At 44.1% G+C, this 23,325-nt stretch carries 14 protein-coding genes; 2 read left to right on the top strand and 12 right to left on the bottom strand.

Annotation, left to right across the window (positions count from 1 at the left end; genetic code table 11):
* Window positions 1-118 precede the first annotated feature (118 nt).
* Window positions 119-1,939 (top strand): DUF885 family protein, encoded by a 1,821-nt coding sequence (locus FHS10_RS22020; protein ID WP_259094949.1) that lies wholly within the window; start codon window positions 119-121, stop codon window positions 1,937-1,939.
* Between the two features lie 212 nt (window positions 1,940-2,151).
* Here FHS10_RS22020 and FHS10_RS22015 read toward each other — a convergent pair whose 3' ends face one another.
* Window positions 2,152-3,696 carry a Do family serine endopeptidase gene (locus tag FHS10_RS22015; protein ID WP_259094941.1) on the bottom strand — a complete coding sequence of 515 codons (1,545 nt, stop codon included), beginning with the start codon at window positions 3,694-3,696 and terminating at the stop codon, window positions 2,152-2,154.
* A 227-nt stretch (window positions 3,697-3,923) separates the two neighbouring features.
* Between FHS10_RS22015 and dapF the strand changes: the two genes are divergently transcribed.
* Window positions 3,924-4,709 carry a diaminopimelate epimerase gene (gene dapF, locus FHS10_RS22010; RefSeq protein WP_259094932.1) on the top strand — a complete coding sequence of 262 codons (786 nt, stop codon included), beginning with the start codon at window positions 3,924-3,926 and terminating at the stop codon, window positions 4,707-4,709.
* 88 nt (window positions 4,710-4,797) lie between these two features.
* On the opposite strand, the gene FHS10_RS22005 is transcribed toward dapF, so the two are convergent.
* The 11 genes from FHS10_RS22005 to FHS10_RS21955 all read right to left on the bottom strand — a co-directional run bounded on the left by FHS10_RS22005 (window position 4,798) and on the right by FHS10_RS21955 (window position 22,886).
* Window positions 4,798-6,432 (bottom strand): RagB/SusD family nutrient uptake outer membrane protein, encoded by a 1,635-nt coding sequence (locus FHS10_RS22005; protein ID WP_259094925.1) that lies wholly within the window; start codon window positions 6,430-6,432, stop codon window positions 4,798-4,800.
* Window positions 6,433-6,452: 20 nt separating this feature from the next.
* Window positions 6,453-9,683, bottom strand: a complete 3,231-nt coding sequence (locus tag FHS10_RS22000; RefSeq protein ID WP_259094922.1) for a SusC/RagA family TonB-linked outer membrane protein — start codon at window positions 9,681-9,683, stop codon at window positions 6,453-6,455.
* A gap of 564 nt (window positions 9,684-10,247) precedes the next feature.
* Complete coding sequence (gene pgl, locus FHS10_RS21995; protein WP_259094915.1) at window positions 10,248-10,979, bottom strand: 6-phosphogluconolactonase; 732 nt, start codon at window positions 10,977-10,979, stop codon at window positions 10,248-10,250.
* A 120-nt stretch (window positions 10,980-11,099) separates the two neighbouring features.
* Entirely contained in the window at window positions 11,100-12,614 is a 1,515-nt protein-coding gene (zwf, locus tag FHS10_RS21990) for a glucose-6-phosphate dehydrogenase (RefSeq protein WP_259094907.1), read from the bottom strand.
* Between the two features lie 153 nt (window positions 12,615-12,767).
* Entirely contained in the window at window positions 12,768-14,192 is a 1,425-nt protein-coding gene (gene gnd / locus FHS10_RS21985; protein WP_259094901.1) for an NADP-dependent phosphogluconate dehydrogenase, read from the bottom strand.
* Complete coding sequence (locus FHS10_RS21980; protein ID WP_259094898.1) at window positions 14,189-14,818, bottom strand: HAD family hydrolase; 630 nt, start codon at window positions 14,816-14,818, stop codon at window positions 14,189-14,191. The genes gnd and FHS10_RS21980 overlap by 4 nt, the downstream gene beginning before the upstream one ends.
* Before the next feature lie 13 nt (window positions 14,819-14,831).
* A complete protein-coding gene (gene tal, locus FHS10_RS21975; RefSeq protein WP_259094891.1) occupies window positions 14,832-15,923 on the bottom strand; it encodes a transaldolase in 1,092 nt (363 codons plus the stop codon).
* 179 nt (window positions 15,924-16,102) lie between these two features.
* The gene (rpiA, locus tag FHS10_RS21970; RefSeq protein WP_259094879.1) at window positions 16,103-16,810 is read right to left on the bottom strand and encodes a ribose 5-phosphate isomerase A; all 708 of its coding nucleotides are present in this window, start codon (window positions 16,808-16,810) and stop codon (window positions 16,103-16,105) included.
* A gap of 111 nt (window positions 16,811-16,921) precedes the next feature.
* On the bottom strand, window positions 16,922-18,925 hold the full coding sequence (gene tkt / locus FHS10_RS21965; RefSeq protein ID WP_259094854.1) for a transketolase: 2,004 nt from the start codon (window positions 18,923-18,925) through the stop codon (window positions 16,922-16,924).
* A 21-nt stretch (window positions 18,926-18,946) separates the two neighbouring features.
* Window positions 18,947-19,702, bottom strand: a complete 756-nt coding sequence (locus FHS10_RS21960) for an ROK family protein (protein ID WP_259094842.1) — start codon at window positions 19,700-19,702, stop codon at window positions 18,947-18,949.
* Window positions 19,703-20,486: 784 nt separating this feature from the next.
* Window positions 20,487-22,886, bottom strand: coding sequence for an alpha-L-rhamnosidase-related protein (locus FHS10_RS21955; protein ID WP_259094840.1), 2,400 nt, complete (start codon window positions 22,884-22,886; stop codon window positions 20,487-20,489).
* Window positions 22,887-23,325: the final 439 nt, after the last annotated feature.

The following is a 23,325-nucleotide window of genomic DNA, read 5'->3' as shown; positions in this document are numbered from 1 at the left end:
TTTAAGATAAAATTCGCCCATAATTGGCTAATCGCGGGTTTAGGCTTGCAGATGGATAATACTTATATTGAGATGCGGTAATATGCCGTGTTTTTAATTGTATTTCAACCCATATCGCATGTATCTAAAAATACCACATCGCCATTTAAAAAGCTTTCTAAAGCCCCTGGTTTTCACCATCGCCGCAGGGCTGGCATTATTGATCCCATATCAAATCTCGGCCCAAACTGCGCAACAAAAGTCGGCCCTGTATGAGCAGGCCAGCGAGGTGTCGGGCCTGGTGATCCAGTACGGGCGGGACGTGAACGCCATCCGCGATTTTTATTCGCCCTATACCGCCATTGACGGTTATACCGATCAATCGGTACAGGTATCGCCAGAAGAAAGCAAGCGCCTCACCGAAATAGCCAACGATTACCTGGAAAAGCTCAAACAAACCGATTTTGACGGCATGAGCATCTACGGTAAGGTAGATTATACGCTGCTAAAAAAACAGATAGTTTATGACCTGGGTGCCATCAACCTTGATGCCAGCGAATACAGCAAAATAGCCGGCTACATTCCCTTTGCTGATGAAATTTACCAGCTGGAAAAAAAGCGCCGTCGTGGTATTTATGTTGATGGGCAGGAAGCGGCACTACAGCTTAACAATATTTTAAAAGAAGTTAAATCCGCCCAAACGGCTTTTGCCGCCGTTAAATCATTAGATATGCCATTGGCCCGCAAAGGCAAAGCCGCGGCGCGGGGCTTAAGCCGCCGCCTTAAAAGCTTCTATGATTTTTACATGGGCTACGATCCTAATTTTACCTGGTGGATGCCTAAGCCCTACAAAAACCTCGATTCTGCATTGAATATGTATGCCGATCAGCTGATGAGCAAGGGCAAAATAAGCACCACACAAAAGCCCGATAGCAGTGGCATTAAAGGTGTGCCCATTGGTAACGACGAATTAGTGCGCCAGCTTAAAGCCGAAATGATTCCTTACTCGCCACAGGAACTCATCGCGTTAGCCAATAAAGAATTTGCTTTTTGCGATAAGGAAATGCTGAAAGCCAGCAATGAAATGGGTTTTGGTAACGATTGGCACAAGGCGCTTGAAAAAGTAAAGAACAGCTATGTGCCCGCCGGTCATCAGCCAGAGGCCATCCTCAAATTATACAACGACGCCCTATCGTTCATCAAGGCGCGCGACCTGATCACCATACCGCCGCTTGCCGAAGAAACCTGGGGTATGACCATGATGACGCCCGAACGCCAGCTGGTTAACCCCTTCTTTTTAGGCGGATCGGAGATCATTATCAGTTACCCCACCAACACCATGAACGAGGCCGATAAGCTCATGAGCATGCGAGGTAATAATCCTTATTTTTCGCGCGGTACAGTGCAGCATGAACTATTGCCCGGCCATAACCTGCAATACTTTATGAACAGTAGGTACAAGCCTTACCGTGATATGTTCAGTACGCCGTTTTGGATTGAAGGATGGTCGTTATACTGGGAGTTGTTACTGTACGATCAAGGCTTTGCCAAAACGCCAGAGGAACGCATAGGGATGATGTTTTGGCGCATGCACCGCTGCGCCCGTATCATTTTCTCGCTCAACTATCACTTAGGCAACTGGACACCGCAGCAATGTATCGATTTCCTGGTCGACCGTGTGGGCCACGAGCGCGCCAATGCCGAGGGCGAAGTGCGCCGGTCGTTTAAGGGCGATTACAGTCCGCTGTACCAGGTTGCATATTTAACCGGTGGTTTGCAGTTGATGAGCCTGAAACGTGAATTAGTTGATGGCGGTAAAATGACCTATAAACAATTTCATGATGCTATAATGAAGGAAAACGCCATGCCGATAGAAATGGTGCGCGCAACTCTCACCAACCAAGCCCTTACCCGCGATTTTACCACACAGTGGAAGTTTTATGATTTTGGAACAAAATAAAAAAATGTAGAGACGCAATATGTTGCGTCTCCCGCGTGCAAATCCAACACGCAAATCGCCCCGGCAAATTCGCCCTGTACAGTTGGAGACGCAAAATATTGCGTCTCTACATTGAAAATCAAAACATAAAAACATAAAAGCCCGGCGTCAGCCGGGCTTTTATGTTAAACATCATCTGCACATCTGAAATCTGCACATCTGCATATCAGGGTTTACTGTACCTGGAACATGTTGTTAAAGTTTGTGCCATCCGGGTAATAGCCAGATATAACCAGGTTGCCATTACGCAGGTTGGTGATCACTTTATCAATATCTGCAACACTGTTAATTGGCGATTTATTGATGCTGGTGATGATAGATCCAACCGGAATTCCAAAGCTATCAAACACACGGCCTTCACGCACCTGGGTTACCAATACGCCCGAGTTTACGTGATATTTGGCTTTTTGTGCCTGGGTTAATGGCTGGAAACTTGCGCCCATTTTGTTAAACAATTCCTCGGCCGATTTTGATACCGCCGCGGTACGGTTAGCAGGTGGGGTTGCATCAGCTTTGAGGGTTACCGCAAAGGCTTTTTCTTTGCCATCGCGCAGTACGGTAAGGTTTATTTTATCGCCTGGCTGCAAGCGGCCAACATGCTCCTGCAGGTCAGATGATTCGTAAACCTGTACGCCTTCTACCTTTTCAATGATATCGCCTTTTTGAAGGCCCGCGGCCTGTGCACCACCGCCGTCAACCAGCTCATTAACGTATAGGCCGGTTGTTTGGTTAACGCCTAATTTTTGCGCCACATCCGGGTTAAGCTCGGTAAAGCTTACGCCCACGTAGCCACGTTTTACGGCACCGTATTTTTTAATATCGTTCAATACTTTTTTGGCCAGGTTAACCGGAATGGCAAAGCCATAGCCTTCATAGGAGCCGGTGTGAGAAGCTATCGCCGCATTAATGCCTATCAGTTCGCCTTTGGTATTTACCAGGGCGCCACCGCTATTGCCAGGGTTAATGGCGGCATCTGTTTGAATGAACGACTCAATAGCCTTGTTCAATTTTGGTGCGGCCTGCTGATTGCGGGTACGGCCAAACGGGTTACTCTCGTCCTGGTTGTCTTCGCTGCCAATGATGCCAATGTTGCGGCCTTTGGCGCTGATGATGCCTGCTGTAACAGTTGAGGTAAGGTTAAAAGGGTTACCCACGGCTAACACCCACTCGCCAACACGGGCATCGTCAGAGTTGCCTAATTTTACAATTGGCAGATCGGTAGCGCTGATCTTGATCAGGGCCAGGTCGGTGTTCGGATCGGTACCAATCACTTTAGCCTCAAAGGTGCGGTGATCATTGGTAGCCACGGTAATCTTGTCGGCTTTTTCAACTACGTGGTTATTGGTAACAATGTAGCCGTCGTTTGAAATAATAACGCCAGATCCCGATGCCATTTGCGGCCCTTGCGGGCGCATACGCTGACCAAACATATCGCCAAACATTTGCTGCAGCTGGTCCTGGCTGCTGCTGCTGCCCTGACTGCTGTAAGTGGTGCGGATGTAAACTACCGCCGGCGTAACAGCCGCCGCGGCCTCTGTAAAATCAAGTGCTCCGGTCGACGATACTACCGGGGCCGAAGGGTTACTGGTAAAATAAACTTTTTGTTTGTCTTCGAAGCTCAGATTATCCGAGTATTTATTCTCGATAACCTTGTATGCGCCTAAAGCCATGGCTCCTCCAACAAAAGCGGTTAATAATGTTAAACCAATCTTTTTCATCTTTATATTTGCCTTTCTTTATTTTGTTTATAATTAACAAATCAAATTTAATACCATATAGACTACATAATCAACGATAAGTTATCATCGATTGTGTTAAATTTTGTTAAAATGATTTTACTGAATTTAAATTTCGGATTTGAGATGTTCGATTTCGGAATTTAGAAGCAAATGAAGTCTCCCCTACAGGGAGGAGATTTAGAGGGGGCTAACTAAATTACATTATTGTGAAGATACGATTTTATAAATACCAGGGTGCCGGCAACGATTTTATATTGGTTGATAACCGCGAAAACATTGTTGATCATAACAATCCTAAGCTGATTGAGCGCCTGTGCGACCGTCGTTTTGGGATCGGTGGCGACGGTGCAATGTTTTTGCAAAGCAAAGAGGGGTTTGATTTTGAAATGGTTTATTACAATGCCGATGGCCAGCCCAGCAGCATGTGTGGTAACGGGGGGCGCTGCATTGTAGCCTTTGCCAAATTTTTAGGGGTGATAGGTGCCGAAACTGAATTTTTGGCGGTTGACGGGCCACATAGTGCCAAAATTTCTGCCGAAGGCGATTGGGTGAGCCTGCAAATGATAGATGTTGATGAGCTAAATACCGACCTGGGCGCTTACGTACTCAATACGGGATCTCCGCATTACGTGAAATTAGTTGACGACCTGGAGAGCCGTGATGTATTCCATGAAGGCAAGGCCATCCGCAACAACGCTACCTACCGCGAAAAGGGCATCAACGTAAACTTTGTTGAACCGATGGATAAGGGATATTTTGTACGCACGTTTGAGCGTGGTGTTGAGGATGAAACCTTCGCCTGCGGTACAGGTGTTACCGCTGTAGCCTTAGCCATGGCCAGCCATAACCAGCAAACCGGTCACATAGATACACCGATAAAAGTATTAGGCGGTAACCTCAATATCCGTTTTGATTACGATGGCAAAGTGTTTACCAATATATTTTTAGAAGGCCCTGCAGTGCAGGTTTTTGATGGCGACGTAGAGATATAAACCAACGGTGATAAAAAATAAAAGGCCGTGCATTTGTTTGCACGACCTTAGCAGTATTAACTGAAATTATATAAAGAACGACAACAAATCAATTTGGATTTTTTACAGGGGCGCTGCCTGTTCCCGGAGGATTTAACACCGTTTCATCTGCCGGCACATCCCAGTAATCAAGAAAGTTGTAGTTGATGGTAGCATGTGTGTTCAAAACGCCCGCAGGGGTTAGTACAACGCAATTGGTACGGCCGCCACCTTTTGATATGTCGTAAATAACGCCCCATCTGCGGGCATCGTAAAACGCGGTACCTCTAAATAATAACGCCAAACGTCTTTCTTTTCTTAACTCTTCCAGTGCCTGTGTTAAAGTAAGGCCCGTGCCCGATACTTTTGCAAGGCCTGCGCCCTGGTAAGTACGTACATTATCAATACTTGCCAAACCAAGGTCAATTTTGCCGGTGTAGATGAGTGCTTCAGCTTTCATTAATTCATTTTCTTCGTAACTGCCGGCCATATACACTTCTTGTTTGCCCGGTGTTTTATTAGCTATCTGGATAGCGCCGGTATTAGGCACAGAATCAAGCTTGGCATCATACAATTTCCACCTGGTGCTAAAGGTGAAACCACCTACCTGGTTGTAAAAAGGCTTTACCTGCAAAAAGTTTTGTGTTTTGCGTTTATCCCCGGTCTTGATATCCTGTACCAATCTTTCGCTTATGGTAAAGCTGCTGGCGGTTTCATCGCCAGAGGTATTGGCTGCTACCGAGCCGCCGCCTGCCGAAAATACATAGTTATTTGCTGTGGTCCAGCCGGCAAATACATTATCTGATGAGATAATACCCGCATTGGTTAGGGTAAGTATGCTTGCCCAGTTATCGGCTGTCATGGCCGATGTTTTGGTGTTTACCAGCAGGTTACGCGCCAATAAAGTGTTTATGCTATGGATAAACATTTCGGGAGTAGGCACCTGTGAGTTTCCTGTTTGGAAAAACGAAGGGAGCAGCGACTTCATTAAAGTGGTATAAGCATCTGTACTGCTGATTGATTTCAGAAGCGTTGCTGCCTGGTTCAGATTTTTATTTGATTCGGCAATTAAAGCCGCGCTGGTAACGTAAGTGCTGTTTGTGGCACTTACTGCATCGTTAATAAGACCGGCGTAATAAACCGAGCCCAACCTGGCATAAGCATAACCTTTCCACCAGTAGGCCCATGCTTTATAGGTAGCCAGTTTGGTTGCAGCATCGCCGGATAAAGGTACGCTACCAGCAAGTGCCAGGATTTGATTGGCTGCGTTGTTTAAACCGTACATACTTTGCCACTCGTAGTAAAACATGTTGGTGCCTTGCTTATCGCGGGTATTATTAAGGCGTAAGTTGGCAATTTGCGGCTGTGGGTTGGTTACTCTTGATCCGTCGTCCAGTATAGCATAATCCGGTACGTTTACAAGGTTTACGTTTTGGTTTGATGCCTGCGCAGAAACATCATCGGCAAGTAATTCATGATAGCCGTAGCAAAGCGAGAAAAAACTATCGCCTAACCAGCCGTCGCCGTTTACAAAACCGTTAATGTAAATACTTCCTGATGCCAATGAGGTGAGGCCGCTTTCGGTTTTTGCCTGTTCAAGTGTCGGCGAATTGGGGTTTTTAACATCCAGTTCTTTTTTGCACGATGATGATACCATACTGCCGGCCAACAGTACCGATGTTACTATATATTTATATTTTTTCATTTCTGTTTAGTTAAATTCAATTAAAACCCAAGATTTATGCCCACCTGGTATGATTTGTTGTTTGGCGTTGAGTCATGGTCAACTCCCCTGTCAAACGGTGAGTTTGATGCTCCCGAGCTGATTTCAGGGTCAAAACCGGTGTATTTGGTAAAGGTTAAGATGTTGCGCCCGGTGAATGTTAAAACAGCCTTTTTGAATACTTTACCGCCAATGTATTTCGAGAAGTCGTACCCAAGGTAGATGTTCCTTAATCTTAAAAACGACGCGCCTTCATAAAAATAATCCTTGGTTCCGTTCCTGGCACCGTTCCTGGCGCCAATGATATCGGCGTAAGCGCTTCTGTAGTATGCCGTGTAAGCGCCAGAAGTACCCCCTATGTTTACAGCTTTATCATAATCACCACTTATACCATCCCGGTATTGCCATTCTTTGGTTTGGTTATAAAGGTGGCTGCCATAAACCCAATCAAACTGAAAACCGAATGAAAGTGACTTGTAGTTAAAGTTGTTGATAAACGACGCGTTAAACTTAGGGTTCGGGTCGCCAAATGAAGTAGCCTCGCTTGCAAACTGAATGCCTTTTGTCGCTATGTTAACAACCCGGCCATCTACAATGGTGTATTTGCTGTAATCGGCCGGCAGTATGTATGGCACACCCGCGCTGTTTGTTTCGCTAAGGCTTGTTAAGGCTTTGTTGCCAAATATCTGACCTATTTTTTGTCCTGCGGCCAGGGTTAACTGGGTACTGCCTGCGGCGGTTGCAAGAATGATTGGCGCACCACTTGTGCTGGTGATAGTAGTAGTGGCTTTGCTGAAGTTTGTGGTAAAGCTCCAGTTAAAGTCCTTTGCTTTAAGTATCATCAGGTTTACTGATGCTTGTATACCGTGTGATGCAAGGCCTATCGCGTTGGTTTTTATTTGTGTACCTCCGGTTGATGGTGGTGTATTAATGTTATAGATAACATTGTTTGCTTTGCGGTTCCAATAGGTGCCGCTTACATTTATTTCGCTAAACCAGTTACCGGATGATCCTTTGATGGCTATATCTGTACCAACTTCATATTCTTTGGAAACCTCTACCTTTAAGTTGGGATTGGCCAGTGAGGTAGGTAAGTTAAAGGTAAGCGCTGTACCTATATTGCCAGGGTTAATAGTTGGATACCTGTCAAAAGGCTGCGGCTGTGTACCGGCCTCGCCGTAAGCGCCCCTCACTTTGAACTCGGGGATAAGGTCGCCTAATTTTGAGTTTTTCCAGAAATCAAAAGAAGACACCCTGATGTATGCATTGGCATTTGGAAAAGTAAATGGTTTTGAACCCCCGCCAAATGCAGATGAATAATCGCTTCTGAAACCCCCTGCCACACCTGCATAATCGCCGAAATCAATTTTTTGGTTTACATAAAAACCATACGTGATAAAGGGCTGGGTATAATCATATGATACCGCCTGGGTTGCTGTTTGGTTAAAGTTATAAATGGCGTAAACCGGTAACTCTAAACCATAGGTGTTAAAATATTTGTCGACATTTTTACGGTAGTCATAGCCTAACAATGTAGTTGTTGTGATAGGTACGTTGATATGAAAATCTTTTTCAAAATCGGTTTTAATGATAGCCGAACCGTTGAAGTTTTGAAAGGTGGTGCTGTTGGTGTTTTTATCCAGCTCGCCGTTAGGGTTGGCGGCATAAGCGCCATAGTATGATCCAAGATCAATAGCGGTAAGCGTTGCCGACTGGTTTTTGAAGATGGTATTCTGCTCGGTGTGCTGGTAGTTAAGGCCGTATTTGGCGTTTAAAGAGATGAATTTGTTGATCTTATAATCAGCCTGGAAGCTTTGTAGCAGGTCTTCGCGGTTAGCTACCCTGCTTGCCCATTGGGTATAGTAGTTAGGGTTTGATCCGTTTACGCTCACTGTACCTGAGTTTAACGAGAGCGGGTAACTTCCGTCGGCATTTTTTTGATTGAAATCATAGTAAGGCGAAGCATTCAATACGTCAAAAATACCGCCGGCATTGCCTATCCCGTAGTTGGGGTTGATTGTGTTTTTGGTATAAATAAGCTGAGTGGTTGACTGGATGGTAAAACCCTTGAACAATTCGGCACCAACATTGGCGGTTAAGTTTGTTCTGTCGTTATAACCATTATTGCGGATGTTACTTTGTTGATGGTTATTTGATAACGTTAACGCGTAATTAGATTTTTCACTTGCACCAGAAATACCTACGCTGTTATTGGTGGTATACGCTGTTTTAAATAACTGGGCAAGATGGTCATAATATTTTAAGTTAGTGCCGTATTGCTGATGGGCAATATTTAAAGGGTTCGACATTGCTGTCGGCGCGCCATTTGAAGGATCGGCGCCATAAGCCCATTGGATGCCAAGGTACCGGCCATCCTGGTTTCTTACAATAGGTTTGTTGTCGGCATCTATAAATATGCCGCTGGCGTTAGTTGCAAAGCTGCTCAGTTTTGCCTGGTGTACATCGCCAAGATTTAAGTAGCTGCCAGCGCTTACACTTGACGAAACATCTATCCGGGTTTTACCTAATTTGCCCTTTTTGGTAAATACCTGTATAACGCCATTGGCGCCTTGTGCGCCATAAATGGTTGAGGCGGCGGCACCTTGAACGATCTCGATGTGGTCAACAGTAGCCGGGTCAAGCTGAGTGATATCTGTAGTACGTGATTCAACTCCATCTACCAATATCATTGGCGATGTACTGCCTTGTACCGTATTGATACCTCTTAGCACAATGTTGGTTTTTGCACCTGGGGTACCATCAACAGATGAGATCTGCGCGCCGGGAACCAAACCTATTAAGCCCTGGTCAATTGATGCCTGGGGCGAGGATGACAAGCTTTTCCCGGAAACGGCTTCTACAGAAATACCCAGTTTTGCCTTGTTGGTGGCAACGCCCGATCCTGTTACCACAACTTCGCTCAGGGCTTTAAAGTCATTGGCGAGGGCCACGTTTACTACGTTGCCTTCAACCGGTACTTCGGTTTTCAGGTATCCGATAAAGGAAAAGACAAGAGTTGCGCCAGACGAGGGTACGTTTAACGAAAACTTACCTGTGCCGGATGTTTGTGTGCCGGTATGTGTACCTTTTATGGAAACACTTACCCCCGGGATGGGTAAACTGTCGTCTTTACTTGTTACGGTACCGGTAATTGTTCGATTCTGGGCGTAAGCGTACTGGCAAAATAAGGCCAATAGCATCCCGATCAAGTTTTTGAGGAAACTTTTTTTCATGCTTAAATCAGTTAAATAGTTAATAGTGTTCAATTACAATATACATTGTAACAAACGCATTACAATTCATCGTGTGATTTTTAGCATTAAGGCAAAAAGGGGCGGGGATTTTAGGGGGAATTAATGCTTTTTGTAAATTTTATATTACAATATTAAAGAAATGTTAATATAAGTTGAATTTGCGACGATAATTAAAACGTTTTACCTTGTTTTATTAGGCAATAAAATGGCAAACTTAAACGTTAAAGTAAAAATGAGTTGATTGTGTATGGATTTATGTTGAGTGAAATAGTCTTTTTAATCTATTTTGATGGAATAAAATTTATTTTGATAAGTTAAAATATAAAAAAGCTCAAAATAGTGTAAGTTTTAATATTAAAAGATTAATATTTAATCCATTTTATAACAAATTGTTCACTTTTATTTCAACAATTTAAATACACTAAGTATGCTTCAGCAGAAAATTGTTCATCTCCAGGAGGGACAACTATATTGGAGCGATACAAACATAAAAAAGGCCACAAACGTTACGCTTGTGGCCTTTTGTTTAAATAAATGGTAGTCTTATTCTAATTCCTCTAAGTTGGCGGCAGCGGGCTCATCTAAAAACCATTCTGTTTCGCCTACAATAGAGTCAATCAGTTGGGCAGGATATTCTTCAATATCCTCGTCATCCTCCAGTACGTGGTGTACGGCTATTGCTTTGCCTTCGCCGTAAACTAAGAACGCAATGTAGCGTGCATCGTTAATGAGCGGCGCATTTAACGTAATACGCCATACCTGCTGATCCTCCAGCCATACTTCCTTTACGCCTGGCGTGGTATCGTGCAATACCGGTGTGTGCGGGAATAACGACGCGGTGTGCGAATTATCGCCCAGGCCTAATAATACCAGGTCAAAACTCAACTCTTCTTCATCAAAAAAGGTTGAGATCATTTGCCAGTATTTTTCAGCGGCTTCGGCAGGTTCAAATGTGGTGTCAACCGCGAAAACGTTGGCCGGACTGATCAACAAAGGGTCAAACAAGGCTGTTTTAGCCATCAGGTAATTGCTGTCCTTATGGGTTTGGGGCACATTGCGCTCATCGCCAAAAAAGAAATAAACCTTCGTCCAGTCTACCTGGTCGGCATAACTGGTTGAGGCCAGCAATTCGTAAAGTTTTTTAGGCGAGCTGCCACCTGATAACGCTACGGTGAATTTGCCCCTTGCGGTTATCGATGCATCGGCTATTTTAACAAAATAATCTGCCAGCGCCATCAGCGTTTCGTCGGCAGTATTAAAGATATTTAAATTCATATTTTATTTTTCGGTGGTCTGAGGTCTGGAATCAGAGGTCGGTGGTCTGAGGACTGAATTAAGAATAAGATATTTCACTTTCAGACCTCAGACCACACACCTCTGACCTCAGATGGATTATTATTTCTTTCCATTAACCGGTAAGGTAAACCAGTTATAACCATCGCGGGCAATTAAGGCCTCGGCAGCTTCTGGTCCCCATGAATCGGCAGAATAATTAGGGAAATTTAAACTCTTTTTATGTTGCCATGTACTTAGTATCGGCATTACCAATTCCCATGCTGCTTCAACCTGGTCGCCACGCATAAACAGCGTTTGATCGCCCATCATGGTATCCAGTATCAGTGTTTCGTAAGCTTCTGGTGCCTGGTTGGTGTAGGTACCTTTATAATCAAACACCATATCAACAGCGTTTAGTACCATATCAATACCAGGGCGTTTTGCCTGCACTTGTAAACGGATGCTCATTTCTGGCTGTATGCTGATGATCAGCCTGTTTTGCTGCCAGCTTTCGGTAGACTCGGCAGGGAATATCATGTGCGGCACATCTTTAAACTGTATAGTGATCACAGATGATGACTGGTGCATTCTTTTACCTGTACGTAAATAGAATGGTACACCTTGCCAGCGCCAGTTATCAATAAAGAATTTAATGGCTGCAAAAGTTTCGGTATTTGACTCCGGGTTAACCTTAGGTTCTTCGCGGTAGCCCGGTACTTCCTTGCCTTTCATCCAGCCGCTGCCGTATTGGCCTCTTACTGCCGAATTACGTACATCCTCTGGTGTAAATTTGCGCATGGCTTTTAATACATCAACCTTGCGGTCGCGTACTTCATCGGCGCTAAAGCTAACCGGTGGTTCCATGGCTATGTGGCAAAGTAATTGCAACAGGTGATTCTGGATCATATCCCTCATGGCACCGCTGCCATCGTAATAATCACCGCGTTCTTCAACGCCTAATTGCTCGGTAACCGAGATCTGTACATGCTCAATATAGTTACGGTTCCATAGCGGCTCCATAATGGAGTTGGCAAAACGGAAGGCCATAATATTCTGAACGGTTTCTTTACCCAGGTAATGGTCAATACGGTAGATCTGGCATTCGTCAAAGATGCTCTTCAACAACGCATTCAGTTCCTTAGCTGTTTCCAGGTCATGACCGAATGGTTTTTCAATGATGATCCTTACACGTTTTTTATCCTCGGCCAGTTTGGCTTTTGAAATATTTGACGCAATGATTGGGAAGAAATTTGGTGCTACCGCAAGGTAAAACAACACGTTTGCCTTGGTTTTCCACTCGGCATTGTGTTTATCAATACGTTTGCCAAACTCTTTGTAGGTTTCGGCGTCGGTGGCATCTGATACCTGGTAGTAAATGTTATTTACAAACTCGGCCCATTTTTTCTCGTCGGTTTTACCGCTGCGCGAAAACTGGTTAATATCGTTATGCAGGTTTTCCCTGAATTGTTCGTCGGTAAGTTTGGTACGACCTGTTCCAATTATCGAAAATTGTTTAGGCATCCAGCCATCTAAAAATAGATTGTAAAGGGCTGGTGCAATTTTCCGGGAATTTAAATCGCCGGTGCCGCCAAAAATAATAAATATGGTAGGCTCCGATTTGGTGGTTGTGCTCATTGTGATTTTATTTTGTGAACAAGATTTTTGGGACAAAGGAGCAAGGATTTTTGGAACAAGGATTAAAGAGCAATTTCTTAAATCCTCAACCTTGCCATCCTTATTCTTTACTCCCCCAAATCCTTGCTCTTTTGTCCTTTCGTCTTTACTCTATTACTCTGCTTTGGTCCACTGTGTATGGAAGGTGCCTTCCTTGCCAATCAGCTCATAAGTATGCGCGCCAAAATAGTCGCGCTGGGCCTGGGTAAGGTTTGATGGCATCCTTGCACTGCGGAACGCGTCAAAGTAGCTTAATGATGCAGCGTAGCCTGGTGTAGCTATACCTGCTGCAATAGTTTTTGATAATAATGTTCTGATACCTTTTACAGAACCTTCAACCAAAGCTGCCACATTGCTATCTAACAGCAAATGCTCCAAACCGGAGTCTTTTTCGTAAGCTTTAAAAATATCGTTCAGGAATTTTGAGCGGATGATACAGCCGCCTCTCCATATCTTGGCAATTTCGCCTAAGTGAAGATCGTATTTATACTCGGCAGATGCATTTGAAAGCAATTGCATGCCTTGGGCATAGCTAACAATCATGGTGAAGTAGAAAGCCTGCTCCAATGCAACAAGTATTTCTTCTTTATCAGCATCAAAAACAATTTCTTCGGTAGCGTAAATAGCGGCAGCTTTTTCGCGCAGTTGTTTGTATTTTGACATATCGCGCATAGATACCGAAATATCAACAGTCGGGATTGGGGCCTGCAGGTCCATAGCCACTTGTGATGTCCATTTACCGGTACCTTTGGCGCGGGCCTCGTCCTTAATATCATCTAACAACAAATGATCAGTTCCCGGGGCTTTAAAGGCAAAGATATCTTTGGTAATATCTAACAGGAATGATTGTAAACGGCCTTCGTTCCATTGGGCAAATACCTTTTGCATGGCATCATTGTCCATTTTAAGGCCTTTTTTCATTACCTCGTAGGTTTCGGCAAGTAATTGCATTAAACCGTACTCGATACCGTTGTGCACCATTTTTACAAAGTGGCCAGATGCACCCGGACCAATATAAGTTACGCATGGCGCACCATCAACTTTAGCTGCAATAGCTTCAAAGATAGGCTTCATTACGTTATAGGCTTCTTTATCGCCACCCGGCATCATGCTTGGGCCACGACGGGCACCCTCTTCGCCACCAGATACGCCCATGCCAAAGAAATGCAGGCCGATAGCCTCCAAAGCATCAACACGGCGGTTGGTATCTGTAAAGTGCGAGTTACCGCCATCAATTAAAATATCGCCTTTCTCCAATAACGGAATAAGTTCCTCAATTACGGCGTCTACAATTTTACCGGCAGGTACCAGCATCATAATGGCACGTGGCGTGGTAAGGCTTTGTATAAATTCTTTTACGTCGCCAAAGCCTTTAGCGGCCCTATCGCCTGCTTCTTCATTTAATGATGCTACTTTAGCGGCATCTTTATCATGCCCGGCTACTGCAAAGCCATGATCGGCCATGTTTAGTAGTAAGCTGCGGCCCATAACGCCTAAGCCTATCATGCCAAAAGCATATTTATCTGTTGTTGCGCTCATGTTGTTTTGAGGTTTTCTTTTTTAAGGTCTTCTAATATTTTTTTGGTGGTTTCGAAGCTGGTATGCTGAAACGAGCGGATGCCCAGCTTTTGAGCCGTGGTAACAAACATTTGTCTATCGTCAAAATATACGCATTGTTGCGGCGATACCTGGGCAATACCCATGGCCAGCTGCCATATGCCCGGATCTGGCTTGCGCATTTTTACCTCGCACGATGATACAAACGCATCAAAGCACTCGTGTAGTTTAAACTTGCGCACCCGGTAATCATTAAGCTCTTTACCTTCGTTATTCAAAGAAATAATACGGAAGCCACAGTCTTTTTTCCACTCTTTTAACCATTGCAGCATATCGGGCAGCTCAACCGAGGTAGAGAAAATAAAATCTTTAAAATCCTCGCGTACAAAATCCCTGGGGTGGTTAAATATTACCGTATCCAGGTACTCGTCAAGCGTGATACTGCCAATTTCATATACGTTGAAAATGAAATTGTGCAGGGCATTTACTTCGGCGTAATCAAGATTAAACCTTTTTGCCGCTTCCTCGCGTGCTTCGTGCCCCCAGCCGTTTGACAGCAAAATGCCGCCCACGTCAAAAAAAAGGATCTTCAGATCTGCAACTTCCATAGGTGTGTAAGTATTATTTGTTTTTTTGATCTTCGATAGCTTTTAACAGCTTTTCAAAAGGCTTGTTAAATTTCTCGATGCCTTCATCCTCTAATTGCTGAGTGATAGCGTCAAGATCAATACCCAGGTCTTTCAATTTAGCTAAGGTTGCAGTTGCTTCATCTAAACCAGCTTCTAAAGTATTTGCGGCAATACCATGCGCGCGGAAAGCGTCAACAGTTTCCAATGGAACGGTATCAACAGTATCCGGGCCAATTAATGCCTCAACGTATTTGGTGTCTTTAAATGCAGGGTTTTTGCTGCCTGTACTTGCCCAAAGCAAACGCTGTGGCTGCGCGCCTTGTGCGGCAAGTTTTTGCCACCTTTCGGTGCTGAATACCCTTTTGTAAATTTCGTATGCTTTTTTAGCTGACGCGATAGCAACCTCGCCAAGTAAATCTGTAGCTCCTTTTGCCTCCAATAACGGATCAACAATAACGTCGATACGGCTCAGGAAGAAGCTGGCTACTGATGATATGTGCGCAATTTTATGGCCTGCAGCTAAATGCTCCTCTAAACCGGCAATATAAGCTTCGGTAACGGCTTCGTAACGTTCCAAACCAAAAAGCAGGGTAACGTTAATGTTAATGCCTTTTGCAATTGACTGCCTGATAGCAGCCAAACCCGGTTGTGTACCAGGGATTTTGATCATTACGTTTTCGCGGTCAACTTTTTTCCAAAGTTCTTCTGCCTGTTTAGCGGTACCTTCGGTATCTAAAGCTAAAAATGGAGAAACTTCTAAACTTACGTAACCGTCAACTTTGTTTGATTCATCGTACACGCCTTTGAACAAAGCGGTAGCATTCTGAATATCTTTAACAGCTAATTCAAAAAATAAAGCTTCGTTATCTGAAGTGGTTTTAGCTAATTCCTTAATATCGGCATCATAATCAGAGCTGCTGGTTATTGCCTTTTCAAAAATGGCCGGGTTTGAGGTTACGCCTCTAACGCCATCTTCGTCAATTAATTTTTGCAGTTTTCCGGATGCCATGATCTCGCGGTCGATGAAATCAAGCCAGATACTTTGTCCGAAATCGTGTATCTGTTTTACATTGTTGGTTGCCATATTGGTCTGTTTAAAAATTATATTTTTTATTGGATTGAATTTATAAACCTGCGAATGCCTATTAACTTAATAGATATTTGTGCAAATGTATTCGTTTGATCCGTTTTGTAAAGTTGTTTGTTAATATTCTGTTTATTGTAAGCCAAATATCATCATTCGGTTACAGTAAAGTAACAATGTTAAGTATTTGACGCCACTAAAATGTCCAGGTTGTAGCCTATAAATAATCCGCTTTCAATAACACCGGTAATGCCTTTAATATCTTTTTCCATGCTTAGCGGCACTTCATTAAAATGGCAATCTAAAACCATGTTATTGTTTTCGGTAATGATTGGTCCGTCTTTGCCTTTTGCCGGCCTAACCACTATGCTGTTAGCCCCTAACTTTTGCAGTTCAGCTTCTACATGCAACAGGGCCTGCGGAAACACTTCAATAGGAATAGGAAAGTTAGTACCTATCTTATCCACTATTTTAGAGTCGTCCACAATGATGTAGTTCACCGGGCTTGATGCTATCAAAAGCTTCTCTTTAAACATCGCCCCGCCGCGGCCTTTAATTAAACTGTTGTTAGGGTCAACTTCGTCGGCACCATCAAATAACCAGTCGGGTTTATGTTCAAACAGTGTGGTAAGCGGAATGCCCAGCTTGGTGCAAAACATCGAGATTTCTAACGACGTTGGGATAGCTAAAACGTTTAGCTTCTCGGCCTTGATCCTATCGGCAATAGCTAACAAAGCCATATACACAGTAGATCCCGAGCCTACACCAAGCACATCGCCATCCTTTACCTTAGCGGCAATTTGCTGCGCTACCTTTTGTTTGCCACTCGGATTAATAATTTCCGATGACCACTTCAGGTTTTCAATAAGATTACTATTCCAATCCATCTTTTTAGTATCAAGTAGTTAGTATCAAGTATCAAGATGCTGATACTTATGGATAAGAGCGAGTACCAAGTATGCAATCATGTCTTTATACTTGATACTCGCTACTTGATACTATAATAAAGCTTTAGCCCTGGCCACTACATTATCCACTGTAAAGCCAAAGTGCTTGTACAGGTCTTCGGCCGGGGCCGATTCGCCAAAGGTGGTCATGCCAAGCATGTCGCCCTCGTCGGTAGTGTATTTATGCCAGCCCATTGGCGATGCCATTTCAACAGCTAAGCGTTTTTTGTATGCTTTGGGGAATACCGACTCTTTGTATGCAGCATCCTGTTTTTCAAACAATTCCCACGATGGCATACTTACCACTCGGGTTGAAATACCTTCGGCCTCTAACTTAGCCTGCGCATCCATGATCAAAGCAACTTCAGAACCTGTTGCCATTAATATCAAATCCGGGTTTTTGCTGGCTTCAGATAATACGTAGGCTCCTTTTTCAAGATTTTCTGCCTTGCCGTATTTATCCTGGTCAAGGATAGGTAAGCCCTGGCGGGTAAACACCAATACAGTTGGACCGCCTTTTTTCTCGATAGCTACACGCCATGCATGCGCGCTTTCGTTGGCATCTGCCGGGCGAATGATGGTTACGTTTGGTATAGAACGTAGTGAAGCTAATTGCTCAACCGGCTGGTGGGTTGTACCATCCTCGCCCAAACCAATACTATCGTGGGTATAAACAAATATCGGGCTCACTTTCATAATGGCGGCCAAACGGATTGGCGGGCGCATATATTCAGAGAACATGAGGAAGGTGGCACCAAACGGCAACACCCCTTTGGTTAAAGCCATACCATTTAAAGCCGAACCCATGGCATGCTCACGGATGCCGAAATGGAAGTTACGGCCACCACGGTTTTCTGATGTAAAGGAGTCAAACCCTTTCAGGTTGGTTTCCGTAGATGGGGCTAAATCTGCCGCGCCGCCAATTAAGTTTGGCAGGCCTGCAGCAAGCGCGTTTAATGTTTTACCAGATGCCACGCGGGTAGCCATTTTAGGATCTGATGCTTTAAATACCGGCAATTTATCTAACCAGCCTTCAGGCAGTTCGCCTTTAAACGCGGCTTCGTACTCGGCAGCTAATTCAGGATATTCTTTTTTGTAATCGGCAAATAGTTTGTCCCATTTTTCTTCGGCTGCACCACCGCGGGCACCTTTATCATGGTAGTATTTCAATACCTCATCTGGCACGTTGAATGATTTATCCGGGTCGAAGCCAAAAAACTCTTTAACCAGTTTAATTTCATCGGCACCAAGCGGCGCGCCATGTGAACCTGCAGTGCCAGATTTATTAGGGCTGCCATAGGCGATCAACGAACGTACACGGATCAATGATGGTTTCTGCGCTTCGGCTTTGGCGTTAACCAAAGCTAATTCCAGGGCATGGGTATCATTAACATCCGGTAAATCCTGCACGTGCCAGCCGTATGAACGGAAACGGGCGCTTACATCTTCGTTAAAAGTTATATCAGTAGCACCTTCTATTGATATATGGTTATCATCGTATAAATAAATGATGTTACCTAACTCTAAATGACCAGCCAATGAAGCAGCCTCAGAAGTAACACCTTCCATCATATCGCCATCGCTCACAATAGCGTAAACATGGTAATTAAAAAGATCAAAGCCTGGTTTGTTGTAACGCGCGGCTAAATGTTTTTGCGCTATGGCAAAACCAACACCATTGGCAAAACCCTGGCCCAAAGGACCGGTAGTAACATCAATACCAGGAGCCAAACCGTACTCGGGGTGACCGGCGGTTTTGCTGTTTAACTGGCGAAACTGTTTGATGTCATCTAAACTTAAATCGTACCCGGTTAAATACAAAAAGCTGTATTGCAACATACAAGCATGACCGCATGATAGGATAAACCTGTCGCGGTTTGCCCAATCCGGGTTTTTGGGATTGTAGTTTAATGCTTTTGACCATAAAACGTGGCCCATAGGTGCCAATGCCATCGCTGTGCCGGGGTGACCCGAATTTGCTTTCTGCACGGCATCTGCCGATAAGATCCGTACGGTATCTATTGCTAATTTTTCTATGTCCTGTGTGTTTTCCATTATGTTTAAAGGTATTGTATGTTATTCTGTTGGTGTTGCTACTGCACGTTTGGTTTTGCTTTCATTATCATCAAGCCATAACCTTGCGCCGCCTTTAATGCCATCGGCATTGGTTACAATTTTCATGTTTTTATCCAGCTTAAAAGTAAGCAGGTCTGAATTGCCGCCGCCTATGTATAAAGTATCGTAATTGAATACAGTTTTTAAAATCTCAAAAACCTTTTTCATGCGCTTGTTCCATTTTTCTTTGCCTTCTTTCTCCAATGCCCGTTCGCCAATATAATCGTCGTAATCTTTACCCTCTTTAATAGGCAGATGCGAAAGCTCAAAGTGTGGCAGCAGGTGGCCATCCATCAATAAAGCTGTGCCAAAACCGGTGCCAAGGGTTATTACCATTTCAAGGCCTTTACCGGCTACAACACCTAAGCCCTGCATATCGGCATCGTTTACCACCTGGGTTGGCTTGCCTAAGGCTTCAGTGAGCTTTTTGGCCAAATCAACATCGGCCCATAGCTTGGTGTTTAAATTTGGCGCTGTTTTAACAACCCCGTTTTTTACATAGCCGGGAAAGCCGACCGAAACTTTATCATAAGCCGGGAATTTTTTTATCAGGGTTTTAATGGCGCTTATCATATTGTCGGGACTGGCCGGTGCCGGGGTCGCGATTTTATCATACTCCATTTTTAGTTCGCCCTTGATGTTTAAAATGGTGGCCTTAATGTGTGAACCGCCGATATCGATTGAAAGAATTTTTACCTGAGATGGAGTTGTTTTCATTGAATATAGATTTTAACGCCCTGGAAACCCGGTGTTAACCAGGTAGTTTAACAATTACTGTGCGTAAATATCACATTTTTAATAATATCTGTATGTTAAATTGTATAAATAACACACAGGGCGGTAAGCAGTATAAGTACAAGAGTAAAGTTAGCCCGGATGTTTGCTTTGTCAACAGAAATCTGCAACTATTTACTTAAATGTGGCAAAAATGTGTCATATCGACACAAATGTGCATAACTCCCGGATCTCTTTGCAGCATAGGGATCGGTTTTGAATTCATCGCTGGTTAATTAAACGCTTATCCCCTTTCCCCCGGGGTTACTGTGTGTACACATCTTTTGAAATCGTATCATTAAACAAAAACGTTGTCATTTCGAACCCTTGAAGGGCGGGGTTTTGCGGGGCGAGGGTGAGAAATCTTATACGACAGGCTACGTTTGCTCTTCGCTTGCATAAGATTTCTCTTTCGCCCCCACCTTATACCCCTCCTTCGCTCTATCGAAATGACATTTTTCTTTTTTTAGAAAGATGTAAACACACGGTAGTCTCCCCGGGGAAGAAATTGTGTGAACCCATCACCCTTTGCTGTTTTTGAGCCTTTATTTTAGTGTTATGGTGCCATTGAGAAGCAAAATATTATTGCCAATTGCCGTAAATTTACTATAAAATAAATTTTGATGCTGTTTTGGTGTGTTAAATCGGTGTTTTTTTATTTGATTTGTAAAAAGTAATGCAAATATGTTCTTTTTATCAATAGTTTCATATAAAAACATGATTTAAATCATGTTTTTGGTGTGTTTTTAATAAAAAACACATTTTTACCCGGTTTTATGGTGTGTTTTTGCGAATTCCATATAAAAATGCCCGGTAAATTTTGCGGTAGCGTTATATCTACGTTCAGCTTTTCTTTTCCTTGTTGGTATTTTACAACTATTCTACCATTAGGATGTGGGATTTCGCCGCTAACCACTTTCAGGTTGCCCAGGTGCGGCTCTATTTTTACTTCGCTAAAGCCAGGGGCGTAGCTATCAATCCCTAAAACAGTGCGGTAAAACTCAATATTGGGGCTGGCACCCCAGGCATGGCAATCAGAGCGGTTATGCTCCAGGTCCGAGATTTCGGCCCAGGTTGTTAAGCCCATTTTAATATTGCTGCGCCAAATGTCGAGCCAGTTCATGTATTCATCACCAAAGCCAGCTTTTATTAAGGCCTGGTGCAGGTAGTATTTAAAGTAGATGGTACATTGGGTAAGGGTACTATCAGTCATTAGTTTTTGAGCAAGGGCATGTGCTTTATCGCCGGTTACCATGCCTGTTAAAATTGCAAGCGAGTTGGTATGTTGGGAAAAGAGTTGTTGGTCTTCCACATCGGAGTATAATTGTTTGCTATCTACCCAATATTTTTGTTGTATAGAGCCCTTTAGCGCATAGGCTTTCGCTTTATAAAGTTCGGCCATGATGGGTATACCCAGTTTTGCCTCCATTTGAGAAGCCTGTTGGAAAGCCCAAAGCAATTGCAGGTCTAACAATGCCGAGGAGCCGTTGGTGCTTACAGGGGCTGCGCCAAAATCCCAGCCTTTACCTCCAACCCAGTCGGCAAAGTTCCAATATGGTGTGTTTTTTAGCGAGCCGCCCGTTTGTTGATATCTGCCAAAAAAAGCAAGTATATCTTCTACCCCCTGTAATTTACTTTGCACAAAGTTGCTATCTGGTCGGTACATCCAATAATCATGAAGCATGCCGATGTACCACAAAGAAAAAGTTGAAATGATTTGGGGCGAAAATGACGGATGGCGGCTTAGGGTAACACCTTCGGCCAGGCGCGAGTGGTCCATCAGGTTAATGGCGTTGCGCACCAGTCGGTCGTCGCCGCTGTTGTAGTACGATACAAGCGCCTGGATGCGGGTATCCCCTACGTATTGTAACTGCTCATAATACGGGCAATCGGTATAGGTTTCCCAGGCACAAAGGCGGGCGGTGCGCCAGCCAATATCCAGCATTTTTTGCATTTCGGGCGTGCCTTGCAGCTTGGCGTTTAGCTGAAACGGGTAGCCTGTAAAAGTTCCATACAGGTCGTCAATAATTAAAGGTTCGCTGCCTGTTTTAACCTGCAATTGTATATAGCGATAGGTGCGAAATGCCAGCGTAGTAAATGATTGCCCAACAGAGCCATTCGAGATAATACTATCCTTACGACCTGCAAAAATATGACCCTCCACCTCATCGCGGTTACCTTTTGCCCATTCGCCGTTGGGGTTTAGTTTGGTAAACATGGCTTCGGCATAGCTTAGGCTGATGCCCGCGTTTTTACCCTTGCTAAAGTTAAGGGAGACATAGGCGTTGGTTAAAAAAGTTTGATCGAGCAATAAAGTAACCGTGGTATTTGCCGGGATGGTAACCGGAGTTTTTGCAGCGGGGAAAGCTTTAGGAACACTGATGCCCTCTGCTTTACGAATTACCGGAATACGCTGTGTTGTTAGTTCAACAGCCGGGATGGAAGAAGGCACCAGCATCCAGCCAAAAGCGTTTACGGTGCCTTTGGGGTTGCCATTATCAATTTTGATGGCGTTTTTCCAGTTGCTGTCATCAAATGATGCCGAGTCCCAGTTGTCAATGCCCTGGTTCATATCAATCCGTTCGCCGGGGCCGGCTACGTAATATGGATGAAAACCAATGCCGGTAAGCGGTTTGTAGGCCTGGCTGCGGATGCCCTTCCAGGTTTTATTGGTGTTGATAATAGCTTCGGCCTCCGAATCGCCCTGCATAATAAAGCCCGTTTGCAGGGAGATCTGCGCCTCGGGGCGATAATCGCCTTCGTTCCAAACCTGAGCGGCAATGATATTGGTGCCTGGTTTAAGGTAAGGAGCAAGATCAACGGTTTCGTAATTCCAGTAATAGGTATCGCCACGGGCAGGACCTAATGATACCAGTGTTTGGTTAACATATAATTTATAGCGGTTATCGGCAGATACATGGACAATGAAGCTGGCCGGTTTATCTTTCACATTGATGCTTTTCCTGAAATAGTATACCCCATAATCTTTTAACGATTCACCCGGCAACGTGATCCAGGCGGCTTTCCACGAGCCTTTTAACAAGGCAGGGTTAATGGTTTGGGTATTTCCGTGGATTGCTGCCGATAAAAAGAGCAGGAACAATAAGGACTTGAGCTGTGCTTTCATGAAAGAATAGGTTATGCGTGGTTACGGGGTATGTTATGCTAAATTACAATTAAGTTAAATGGATTGGTGTATCAATATTGTGGAAAAAGATTTTGTGCTATTGAAAAGCCAAGGGGCGAAAAAATCAGATGAGAATTGAGGTGTCGAATCTTTCCCCCGTAGCAATGAGTTTAAAACCCATTGCTACGGGGAAAGATAAACTGTTGCGGTTTGCAAAATATGACAATTGGTAATTTGTTGGCTATTAGAAGCTTGATGTTTTGAAGCGTTTTGCTTGTTGCGCAACACAACAGTTTTGGGCTCAGGTGTATCATATCAATATTGCAGGGAAATCGCTTTTAAATTTCAAACACAAAAGGAGGCACCTACGGAGCCTTGCTTTAAGAACTAATTTGGACTATAAACACGCGACTCCGCTGGAGTCTGTTTAATGCAGTTT

This window comes from Mucilaginibacter dorajii (genome assembly GCF_024808255.1).
Taxonomy (GTDB): domain Bacteria; phylum Bacteroidota; class Bacteroidia; order Sphingobacteriales; family Sphingobacteriaceae; genus Mucilaginibacter; species Mucilaginibacter dorajii.
The sequence above is the reverse complement of the archived record's forward strand: the minus strand, read 5'-3'. Positions and strand labels throughout refer to the sequence as shown.